The 12,042-nt window shown below is 66.3% G+C and carries 3 protein-coding genes; 2 read left to right on the forward strand and 1 reads right to left on the reverse strand.

Annotated elements, in window-relative coordinates; translation table 11 throughout:
- Nucleotide 1 precedes the first annotated feature (1 nt).
- The gene (locus tag AB0C19_RS10170; RefSeq protein ID WP_357182320.1) at nt 2–4,456 is read right to left on the reverse strand and encodes a LamG-like jellyroll fold domain-containing protein; all 4,455 of its coding nucleotides are present in this window, start codon (nt 4,454–4,456) and stop codon (nt 2–4) included.
- A 276-nt stretch (nt 4,457–4,732) separates the two neighbouring features.
- On the opposite strand from AB0C19_RS10170, the gene AB0C19_RS10175 reads away from it, so the two are divergent.
- The gene (locus tag AB0C19_RS10175; protein WP_357182323.1) at nt 4,733–11,230 is read left to right on the forward strand and encodes an RHS repeat-associated core domain-containing protein; all 6,498 of its coding nucleotides are present in this window, start codon (nt 4,733–4,735) and stop codon (nt 11,228–11,230) included.
- 15 nt (nt 11,231–11,245) lie between these two features.
- Nucleotides 11,246–11,773 carry a hypothetical protein gene (locus AB0C19_RS10180; RefSeq protein ID WP_327031962.1) on the forward strand — a complete coding sequence of 176 codons (528 nt, stop codon included), beginning with the start codon at nt 11,246–11,248 and terminating at the stop codon, nt 11,771–11,773.
- Nucleotides 11,774–12,042 lie beyond the last annotated feature (269 nt).

Here is a 12,042-nt window from a genome sequence, read left to right on the forward strand (position 1 = left end):
ACTACATGAACGACCGTGAGCCCCAGGTGACGGTGCCGGGGGCGCCGTTGCCCGTGTAGAGGTTCAGGGTGCCGTTGCTCCTGCGACGGACCATCAGGTCCATCTTCCCGTCGTTGTTGACATCGCCGAGGCTGCTCATGTCGAAGTCCCGGCACAAGCCGCAGACCAGGACACGGGGGCCCCACACCGGGGCCCCGCTGGCGGCCGTGTTGGGGTAGACCCACATGTCGCCGGTGCCGGAGTTGCGCATGAACAGGTCCGGCTTGCCGTCGTTGTTGGCGTCCTCGATGTGCACGTTGTCGTATCCACCACAGGAGCCGCAGAGCAGAATCCGGTTGCTCCAGGTGATTGCGCCGCCGGTCGGGCCGTTGCCCAGGTACGCGTACATGTCCCCGGTGCTGTTCTCCCGAATGAACAGGTCGGTCTTGCCGTCGCGATTCACATCGGCCAGGTCGGACGTGCCGAAGTTGACGCACTTGCCACAGACCAGCTGGCGGGTGGCCCAGACCGGGTCGCCGTTGGCGACCGTGTTCGGGTAGACGTACATGTCGCCGGTGCTGATCTGGCGCATGAAGAGGTCCAGCTTGCCGTCGTTGTTGGCATCGGCGATGTTGAACGAGTCGTAGCCTCCGCACTTGCCGCAGACCACCACGCCGGCATCGAACGTGAGCGTGTTGTCCAGGTTCGTTCCGCGGCGCAGCAGCACGTCGCCGTTGCTCTGCCTGATCAACATGTCGCTCCGGCCGTCACCGGTGACGTCGCGGACGTTGGGTGCGAGGAGCGTCTGGGCGTAATTGCCCGGTGCGGTGGCCTCGGCCGGGTTCAACGCGCGGTCCCAGTGCTGCACGTTGCTGACCTGCCCCGAGTAGTACGAACTCGGTGCGCCCCTGTAGCGGTAGTGGCCGATGACGAACCGGCCGGTGCTCGGCCAGGACACGGCGGCGGCGGCGTGCTGTGCCGTGCCAGCGAGGTTGTTGTTGACGTACAGGGCCATCGTGCTCGTGGTGGCGTTGTAGGTGGCCACCAGGTGCGTCCAGACCCCGAGCTGCGCGTTAGGTGCGCTGACGGCCTGGTCGTACGACCAGGCGTCGCTGTCGGAGCGGGCCATTCCGAACCGCCAGGTGTTGTCGCTCTGCTCCTGCCAGAGGATGAAGCGGGCCGAGCGCGACCCCTCCTCGGAAAGAATGATCTTGCCGGCGGTGGTGGGCTTCACCCAGACGGCGACGCTGAACGACTGGTTGGTGTTGATCAGCACCGGGCTGGCGGCGCTGACCAGGCTGCCGGTGCCGTTGGCGTCCACGCCCGTGCCGGTGCTGTCGCTGTTGAGCCGCAGGTCCGGGCTGAAGAGGTCGCCCTCGTGCCAGTACGCGTTGCCGGTGCCGGTGAGGGTGCTGCCGCCGGAGGTGTCGGCCGCGGTCGCCGCTGTCGCTCCGGCCGCGCCGTCGTTGAGCGCCCAGGTGTGCTTGGCGGTGACCAGGCCCTGCGCCTGCTGGGTGGCGATGGCGGGCGTGCCGCCGAGGCCGGTCACCAGGTACGCCGTGGTCAGGCCGTTGGCGCCGATGGTCCACAGGTCGGGGGTGTCGTCGGAGTTGACGTCGGCGGCCCGCAGGCTCAGTGCGGCGCTGCGGTTCCAGTTGGTCGAGAGCGTGTACGGCGTGTAGGTGAGCTGCTCGGTGTCCTGGTTGTAGGCCAGGTTCGTCCAGAGGTGCAGGGCCCCGGTGCCGCTGTTCCACAGGAACATCGAGGTGCTGCCGTTGACCTGGGCGGTGGAGATGGTCCAGTTGTTCCAGTCCACCCCGCCCGTCGGCGTCGGCGTCTGGGTGCTGGCGCTGTAGTAGTAGAGGCCGGGCCCGGAGGACACCGGGTAGTAGTTGAGGTAGTAACCGTTGGCGGCGTCGCCGCTGGTGCCGATCAGGTCCGGCAGGGTGGATCCGGTGGCACGGGAGTCGCCGGCGTTGGCCAGCTGCAGCGGCGCGTTGCCGTTGCCGTCGAGCAGCAGGTCACCGAGGACGCTGACCTGGTTGTTGTACGGCTGGATGACCGAGCCGTCGCCACTGCCCCGCAGGATGGTTCCGTTGCCGGCGTTGGTGCCCGCCGTGTAGTAGACGAGAACGTCCTGCAGGCCGGACCCGAAGAAGTGACCGGAGAGCACCTGGCCTCCGTTGAAGTCGGACGGGTCCTCGTTGCCGGTGACCCCGTTGCCCCGCGCCCCGATGTCGTTCACAGTGGTGCGCACCGCGCCGCTGTTCATGCCAGTGCCGAGCCAGAGGCCGGAGGGCAGCCCGTTGCGGGCGCCGACGGTCAACAGGTCGGCGACACCGTCACCGGTGAGGTCCGCGTCGGCAGTCGTGGCGGCGGGGTCCGCGTTGAAGGTGATGGTGGCGGTCTCACCGAAGTTGCCACCGGCCGAGAGGCTGGTCACCGCGAGCGTGTTGGTGAACCGGGTCGGCGTCGTGAGGACGGTGGCAGCGCCGGCCGCGGCGGAGACGGTGACCGGGGGCAGGCCGTTGAGCTGGTAGCTGTAGCTGGTCGGCTGGGTACCGGTGCTGGGCGGCGTGATGGCGAAGCTGACCTCTTGGCCGATCTTCGACTCGCCCTGCGGCTGGCTGATCTCCGGCGCGCCGGTCCGGGTGGGGTCGAAGGTGAAGTTACAGGTCGCCGACCAGTCGCTGGCGCTCCGGAAGTCGGTCGCCTGGACCTTCCAGGAGAAGTTGGTGATCGTGCCACCGGCGGCGGCGCGCAGCGTGGCGGACGGCACGATCAGCACGCCGGTGCTGCCGGAGGAGTAGGTGAGCAGGTTCGGGTTGGACGACGCCAGGGCGGTCTGCGAGGCGTCGGCGGTCTTCCAGAGCTTGAAGCTCACCCCGAGAGTGCCGCCGTTGGGGTCGGACACCGGAGCGTAGAGGTAGACCGGGTTGTCGCCGACGGTCGACCCACCGGCACAGGCGGTCCGCGGCGAGGTGGTCATACCGGCCGGCTTGTTCGGCTTGTGGTTGTAGAGGATCTCCAGCGTGGGGCTGGTCTGGAGGAACTCCTTCCAGCTCTGTGCGTCACTGCCCTCGTTGTCGCCGACCAGCCGCAGGGTCCGGGCGGCTGTCCGGTTGCTCGCCAGGTCGGTGGTGATCTGGCTGGTGATGTCGAAGGCAACGCCGGCCGCGGCGCAGCCGCTGTAGCCGTGGGCGAAACTCGCCGACGCCGCGAGCCGGGTGTTGCTCTGCGTCTCCCAGTAGTTCCAGGTGGCGTTGGACTTGGTGAGCACCGTGTTCGGGGCGTAGACGTTCACCCGCTTGGCCGTGCAGGACCACGAGCGGGTGTTGGTGATCTTGAAGATGGCCGAGCTGATTTCGGCACCCTTCAGGGCGCTGTAGGGCACCGGGAAGTTGATCAGCGTGTTCGAGCGCTGCTCACCGGAGTTACCCACCTGCATCCGACCGATCGGGTCGGGGGTGTTGTTCCAGTAGTTGGTGGACTGGTGCTGGTAGGAGATGCTGGCCCAGCCGGACATCCGCGGGCCGGTGGCGCTCCAGTTGAAGCTGGGGTCGATGTAGACCGGGTAGACGGTCGCGGCGTCGGTGAGCAGCTTGCGGTCGGGCTTGAGACCGAGCTTGCCGGGGGCGATGGAGACCCCGATGGCGGCGGTGCGCGCCACCCGGCCGGGAGCAGCGCTCGTCGACGCGGCGCCGCTGCGGGCGGTCGGTCCGTTGGTGCCCGACGCCGAGGAGTCCCACATGAGCGGCGCCGGTGCGGTGATGACCGCGTCGCCAGCCCGGTTCTGCCCGCTGATGTTTCCTGCCGAGTCGGCACCGAGGGTGAAGCCCTTGGTGGCGGTGGCCAGCTCGAGCGTCGCCAGCTTCGGGTTCGCCGCGGCCTTCGCGTCCTTGACCACGAAGACGTGCGAGAAGCCGCCCTGGGCGTTGACGGTCGCCGTCAGGTCCACACCGGGCAGTACGTTGGCGTAGGTGGCCGTCGGCCCGGCAAGCGTGGGCACGGGCAGGGCCACGGGCGCCGTCAGGGTGAGCGAGCGGTCCCCGCTGACCAGGTGTGCCATCGGTCCGGTGCCACCACTGGAGAGCGTGATGTCATGCGTGGTGGTGGTCGCCGTGATGGCACCGTCGGCCCGTCGGACCAGGGTGGGGTCCAGCGCCTTCCAGGTGTCCCCGACACGCTTGCGGGCCGGCATGGCGCTCTGGCTGAGCAGGAGCCGTCCGTCTGGGCGGGCGGTCAGGGTCTCCGTCGAGGTGCCGGCGGCGGTCGCCTCGACCTGCTTGCCGGTCCGCTTGGCGTGGGCCAGCGCCGCGTCCACCCCGAGCGGTCCGGCCGGTTCAGCGGCGGGTTTCGGCTTCGCCGGAGCAGCAGCGGCGGCTGGCAGGGTGAGGGGCACTGCGGCCGCGGCGATGGCGACAGCGGCCACCGCAACCGACGCGACGGCGCGTAGGCGCAGTCGTCTCTTGATCATATGTAGTTCTCCCCGTTAGTGACGTGAACGCGAGGGCGCGTCCGACCGAGCGGCCACAGTGAAGCAGTCACGCCGGCCTACGGGGAACGTCTCCGGTCACTAAATGGTGTCCTTTTAGCACTCAGTGAGACGGTTTTGATGGCATCGGAAGCCAATCATCGTTATGACTCCGTGACCTTCTTGGGTGATCAAACATGAAACATTGTTCGCGCCACGGGGGTGCCTGATCGATCACTCTGCGTGGCCCCCATCCCGTCTCGTAGAGCTGAGGTACGCATGGCCGTCCACGGGGGATTACGCCTGCTCACACGTCCCAGACGTCTGGTCGCGGTTGTCGCGGCCGCGTCGCTCGCCGCCAGTCTGCTGTCGGGCGCGCCCGCCCTGGCGAAGCCGAAGGAACCGGAGCTGGCGAAGGCGCCGGCGACGTCGCCGGGACAGTCGGTCAAGGGTGTGAAGCCGCTGCCGACCAAGTTCGTGACTCCGCCGGACGACGCCAAGTCGACGTTCACGCCGACGCGGACGGCGTGGCCGAAGGCCGCCTCGGCGCGGGTGGAGCTGGAGGCGGTTCCCGCCGGTGCGCGGGCCGCGTCGCCGGCGCGGGTACGTGCCGCCGGTACACCGGTGTGGGCCGAGTCGGTGGCGGCGAAGGCCGGTGAGTCGGTCGGTGCGCGGCGCCTGGACGTGAAGGTGGCCGACCGCAAGGCCGCCGAGGCCGCTGGGGTGGATGGCGTGCTGCTGTCGGTGTCTCCGGACGCTGACTCCGGCTCGGTACGGGTTGGTGTGGACTACACGGGGTTCGCCGAGGCGTTCGGCGGTAACTACGGGTCGCGGTTGCGGTTGGTCCGGTTGCCGGCCTGTGCGCTGACGACGCCGACGCGCAGCGAGTGTCGGACGGGTCAGCCGTTGGCCTCGACGAACGACGCCGGGGCGAGGTCGGTGTCTGCCGAGGTGCCGCTGGCGGCGGATGCGGGCGCTCGGGCGGCCGGTGGCGTGACCGTGCTGGCGGCGGTTGCCGCGGCTGCTGAGGAGGGCGGCAAGGGTGGCACGTACGCGGCCACGGACTTGAAGCCGTCGGGATCGTGGACCGGTGGTGGGAGTACGGGTTCGTTCACGTATTCGTATCCGGTGACGGTGCCGCCGGCGGCGTCGGATCTGGTGCCGACGGTGGCGTTGTCGTATGACTCGGGCAGCGTGGATGGGCAGACCGCGTCGACGAACGCGCAGGCGTCGTGGGTGGGTGACGGTTGGTCCACGCCGCGCTCGTACGTGGAGCAGACGTTCGCGTCCTGCATGGACGAGCCGGGTGGCAGCGCGTCGCCGGTGAAGACCCCGGACCGCTGTTACGACGGCCCGTTGTTGACGTTGTCGTTGAATGGTTCCTCGACGGCGTTGGTGTGGGATGCCGCGAAGAAGGTGTGGAAGCCGGAGTCGGACAACGGTGAGGTCGTCACGCACGTCGAGAACGCGAACAACGGTTCGGGGACGTACAACACCGACTACTGGCGGGTGACTCTGCGCGACGGCACCAGTTACGAGTTCGGTCGTAACCGGTTGCCGGGGTGGGCCTCAGGTAAGGCGGAGACGAAGTCGGTGGACCACTCGCCGGTGTATTCGCCGCACTCGGGCGACCCGTGCTACAACTCGGCGGGGTTCTCGTCGTCGGTGTGCACGATGGCGTACCGGTGGAACCTTGACTACGTCACCGACACCAACGGCAACGCGATGGCGTACTACTACAACCAGGCCACCAACTTCTACGGCCGTAACAAGGGCGCTTCGGATGTGTCCTACATCCGCGACAGCAACCTGGCGCGCATCGACTACGGGTTCACCGACGGTGGCGCGTACGGCACGGTGGCGAACCAGATCGTCTTCAACACCGGTGACCGGTGCCTGTCGGGGACGTGTCAGCCGTTGAATGCGGCGAACAAGGCGAACTGGCCGGACGTGCCGTTCGACTTGATCTGCGCCTCGGGGGCCGACTGTGACGACTGGAGCCCGTCGTTCTTCTCCACCGTCCGGTTGACGTCGATCGAGGCGAGGCAGTACAACACGGCGACCTCGACCTACGAGAAGGTCGACTCGTACGCCCTGTCACACAGCATGCCGGCCACCGGTGACGGCACGTCGCCGACGCTGTGGCTGACCGGGGTCGTCCGTACCGGTCATGACACCAGCGCGGGTGGGTCGACGGCGGCGATCACGTTGCCGTCGGTGTCGTTCACCGGCATCAAGTTGCCCAACCGGGTCGACACCGCCGGTGGGTTGCCGTCGTTCTACCGGCAGCGCATCGCGACGATCACCACCGAAACCGGATCGGTGATCAGTCCCAGCTACGAGTTGCCGGTGCCGTGCACCGCCCCGGTCACCACCGACCCGGCGGCGAACACGAAGTCCTGCTACCCGGTGTACTGGACCCCGGACGGGTACACGGACCCGTTCAAGGACTGGTTCAACAAGTACGCCGTCACCCGGGTCACCTCCACCGACCCGACCGGCGGCGCCGCTGCCCTGTCGACCAGCTACAAGTACCTCGGCGGGGCGGCCTGGCACTTCGACGAGAACGAGGTCGTCAAGACCAAGTACCGCAGCTACGGGCAGTTCCGCGGCTACGCGAAGGTGCAAACCTTCACCGGCGACGGCGTCAACGACCGCCGTACGCAAGCCGAAACCGCCTACTACCGCGGCATGTCGAAGAACAACAACACGACAGTGGTCAACCTGACCGACTCCGCCGGTGGCCTGCATGAGGACATCGACGAACTCGCCGGCAAGGAACTGGAAACCACCCAGTACCTCGGCGAGAACGGCCGCGTCGACTCCTCCACCATCACCTCGTACTGGGTGTCCGGGGCGACCGCGACGCGTTCCCGCACCGGCTTGCCGGCGTTGACGGCGCAGTGGGTCGCCCCCATCAAGACCTACACCCGTCAGGCCGTCACGAGCAGCGGATCGGTGACGTGGCGCAACACCGGAACGGACAGCAGCTACGACGCGAACACCGCCAGCGCCACCTTCGGTGAACTGAAGAACACCTACACCTACACGGTGCCGGTCGACGCGGCGTACAACCAGTGCACCACCTACACCTACGCCCCGGCCAACACCACCAAGAACCTCGCCGGGCTGGTCAGCCAGACCGAAACCGTCTCCGTGGCCTGCGGCGGGTTCACCCAGGGCAGCCCCGCCTCGGTGCCCGGCAGCGTCAACACCCTCACCGCCCCGGGCAGCGTCAACCGACCCGCCCAGGTGGTGAAGGCCGAACGCAGCTTCTACGACGTGACGGACTTCTCCACCACGTTCCCGCAGGCGGCGGCCCCGTCCAAGGGCAACGTCACGATGACCCAGGTCGCCAAGGACCACACCGGCGGCGCGTACGCCTGGCAGACCACCGAGCGGTCGACCTACGACAGCTACGGCCGGGTCACCGACTCGTACGACGCCAAGGGCAACAAGACCACCAGCGGCTACACCATGAACGCCGTCAAACTGGTCACCGCGACCTCCAGCACCAACGCAGCGGGACACGGTGGGTCCGTCACGCTCGACACGAAGCGCGGCATCCCGCTGGTCAGCACCGACGCCAACGGCATCGTCACCACCCAGCACTACGACGCGCTCGGCCGCGCCACGTCGGTGTGGTTGAACTCGCGCGCCACCAGCGTCGCGGCGAACCACAAGTTCGCCTACACCGTGTCGAAGACGGGCGTGTCGGCTACCACCACGCAGACGCTGAACAACTCCAACGGCTATCAGACGTCCGTTGCGATCTACGACGCGTTGCTGCGCACGCGGCAGACCCAGTCGATCACCCCGGCGGGTGGCCGCATGATCACGGACACGTTCTACGACACCCGTGGTGGGACTCGCGCGTCGTACAACGGCTGGTGGGATGACGGGTCGTTGCCGACCGTCAGCACTCCGGTATCGGCCGCGAACCTGGGCAAGCAGGTGCCGAACCAGACCCTCACCACCTACGACGGCCTGGGCAGGGCGGTCGTCGTCACCAATGCGAAGAACGGCGTGACCGTCTCGACGACGACCACTGTGTACGCCGGTGACCGCACGACCGTTGTTCCGCCTATCGGCGGGGTCGTCTCCGCCACCCTCACCGACCCCATCGGTCGCAAGAAGGAACTGCACGAGTACAGCGCTCGTCCGACGGTGACGACGCCGGCGGACACGTTCACCGGGATGTTCACCATCACCGGTGGTACCGCGACGGTCAGCAAGTACGGCTACGACGAGCACGGGAACCAGTCGACGCTCACCGACGCCAGCAACAACGTGTGGACCTCGACCTACAACCTGCTCGGCCAGGTCGTTAGCAAGGTCGACCCGGATGCCGGCACCAGCAGCATGAGCTACGACGCCAACGGCAACCTCGAGCAGTCCACCGACGGGCGCGGCAAGACCCTGTCGTTCACCTACGACTCCCTCGACCGCAAGACCGGCGAGTTCGCGGCGACGGTGGCGAACCAGTCGACGGCGAACCGGCGGGCGACCTGGGTGTACGACAACAGCAACAGCGTCGCGGGGGTCACCAACGCGCTAGGGAAGCTGACCACCACGACCGCCTACCGTGGTGGGCAGGCGTACGTCACCCAGCAGAAGGCGTTCAACGTCTTCGGCGGCTCCCTCGGCCAGACGGTCACCATCCCGGACACCGAAGGCGCCCTTGGTGGGTCGTACGTGTTCGGGCACACCTACTCCTCAGTGCTGGGCCTGCCCCTTACGGACACCTACCCGTCCAAGGGCGGCCTGCCCTCCGAGACGGTTCTCCACGGCTACACCGGGGTGCTGGACCTGCCCACCACCCTCGCCGGTCTCGCCGGATACAGCCAGAGCGTGAGCTACGACGCCTACGGCCGGGTTGACCAGCAGAAGATCGGCTCGGCGAGCAGCCATGCCTTCGTCACCAACACGTACGACCCGCACACCGCCCGGTTGACCAACCAACTCGTCACCCGCTCCACGACGACCCCGACGACTGTGGATGAGCAGGAGTACAGGTACGACCTGGTCGGGAACATCACCCGCAAGATCAGCAAGCGGTTGGGCGCCACCACCCCGGCGGAGACGCAGTGCTACGGCTATGACGGCCTGGCCAGACTCACCGAAGCGTGGACCGGCACCGACGCCTGCGCCACCACACCCACCGACACCAACAAGTCAATGGTCGGCAACACCATCGGCGCCGGTAGCGCCTACTGGACCAGCTGGCAGATCGACCTCATCGGCAACCGCACCAAGCAGGTCGAGCACAACCTGACCGGCGGCACCGACACGACCACCACCTACGCCTACAACGGCAACGGTCAGAACAAGCCGCACACCCTGACCTCCACCACCAAGACCGGTGGGTCTACCGGCACCACGTCGTACACCTACGACAACGCCGGTAACACCACCGGCCGCAACGCCGCCCAGGGGAACCAAACCCTCACCTGGGACGACGCCGGCAAGCTCGGCACGGTCACCGGAGGCACCAGCGGCAACAACACCTTCATCTACGACGCCGACGGCAACCTTCTGTTGCAGAAGGAACCCGGCAAGAACACGCTCTACCTGCCCGGACAGCAGCTCACCCTCAACACCGCCAGCAGCGTTGTCACCGGCAGCCGCTATTACGCCCTCCCCGGCGGCGGCACCTGCATCCGCACCGGCAGCACCGCTTACACCTTCGCCATCGCCGACCACCAGGGAACGCCGACCCTCTATCTCGACAGCACCGCCCAGAACCCCACCTGGCGGCAGTACACCCCGTACGGCGCTCCCCGAGGCGCCACCGTCGCCGCACCGGACAACCGTGGTTTCCTCAATAAGCCGATGAGCCCGACGGGACTGACCACCGTCGGCGCCCGTTCCTACGACCCGCTCGCGGGCCGATTCATCTCCATCGACCCACTTCAAGACGCCGCCCAGCCGCAGCAATGGAACGGATACTCGTACGCCAACAACACCCCGGTGACGTCCAGCGACCCCACCGGGATGATCCCCGACGACTGCAAGTACTTCGATTGCTACGGCTACGACGTCAAGAAGGGTTGCCCGGGCGGGTGCGGCTCCACTGACAACGTGAGCTATGGCGAGAAGAACAAGCTAACCAGCACCAAGCAGAAGCGCGGAAAGTACGTGCCGCCGCCCAGCCAAAGCCCGAAGCCAAAGAAGAAGGAGTGCTCGGCTTGGTCCTGGGTGTGCAGTGCGAGCAATAAGGTGCAGAAGGCTTATCATGCGACCGGGGGTTACCTCTCCGAAAATTGGGGGACCATCAGTAAGGGTCTGATCGTTGTCGGAGGTGTTGTTTGCATCGTTGCGTCCGCAGGGGCCTGCACGGTGGTCGCCGGTGCCGTGCTTGCTGGCGGAATATTCGTCGACGGGTATAAAAATGACTGGGAACTTGGCAAGATGGACTGGAAGTCTCACGCGATAGATGCTGCATTTATCGTTGGTGGAGCAGGCCTTGCCCGTGGTGCGGCGGGATCTGGTGCAGCGTTTTGGCGAGAGGTCCCGTGGAAGCTCAATCCGTCAATAGGTGCGAAAATGCCAACCCGTACCAGCGCGCTTGGAGACACCGTGCGGTCCCGAGCACCCGTGCCTCTGATCAACGCAGGTTATATGGCCGACGACGCCATTGCTGCCTTCCCTGCCCTGAGCTACGCTTCCGCTCGAACCAAGCAGATGGTAAACAACTTCGATCTTGGTGCTAGCATGACTGGCCTGTCTGCCAACGCCAGTATGTGGGCCGGAGCGAACGGCGCAGACATCTGGTGAGGAGCTGAGACGCGTATGAGAAACAAGCTGAACTGGGTGGGCGGCTCTCTGATTTGGCTGCTGTTCGGCTTTATGATGCTCATGTTCAGCCTGAATCCAGCGAATGGGTGGAGTGGACTCATTGCTGTCGCCAGCTTTTTCGCGGTGATCTGCTACTTGATCTCGCTGACGACGATGTTCTCTTTCGTTAAGCCGACGCATGAATCGCTTTTGATTGTCAACCCTGGAGTGCGGGTGGTCGTGCCATGGGATCGCGTTAAGGGGGTTGACTCAGGGAACGGTTTAGTGGTCAGTGTGGTAGGTCATCGAGACGTGGCCTGTTACGCCTTCCAGGGCTCACTGTTGGGAAGGCTGTGGGGGAGCCGGAGAAATGTTCGTGCAGCTGATGCTATCGAGGTGTGGAGAAAGAGAAATGCTGGCTCGGCATCTGGCGGCAAAATTTACTCAGAGGTTCCTTGGACGCGCCATCTGATTTGGTTTGCTGCTGGTTGGTCCGTCTTTGCTGGAGGGATCCCGATTCTGGCTCGCCTACTTCAGTCATGAGCCAAGTTAAGAACTGCCTTGCGATGTCCGAGACGTCACGCAATGGAACAGAGTTGCAGCGGGTGGTTCGATTTGCGACCCGCCTGGGTCGAGGTGTGTTGGATCTGCGTTGACAAGTGCCGGCTGTCGCCGGCAGGGACCGAAATTCACCCTGCCGGCGACAGTCGATCCCGCCGTCTTCAAGCTCAACCAAAGAAGTCTGCTAGGTGGGAAGGCTAGAGCGTGGGACCGAAGAGCAGCCTGCCAGCCAGGGTTTTGGACCGTTTTAA

It is taken from the genome of Micromonospora sp. NPDC048842, from assembly GCF_040649935.1.
In the GTDB taxonomy this organism is placed as follows: domain Bacteria; phylum Actinomycetota; class Actinomycetes; order Mycobacteriales; family Micromonosporaceae; genus Micromonospora; species Micromonospora hortensis.

Excerpts from the sequence above, each read along its gene's own strand:
- AB0C19_RS10175 (WP_357182323.1), top strand. The coding sequence starts at position 4,733 with ATGGCCGTCCACGGGGGATTACGCCTGCTCACACGTCCCAGACGTCTG.
- AB0C19_RS10170 (WP_357182320.1), bottom strand. The coding sequence starts at position 4,456 with ATGATCAAGAGACGACTGCGCCTACGCGCCGTCGCGTCGGTTGCGGTG.
- AB0C19_RS10180 (WP_327031962.1), top strand. The coding sequence starts at position 11,246 with ATGAGAAACAAGCTGAACTGGGTGGGCGGCTCTCTGATTTGGCTGCTG.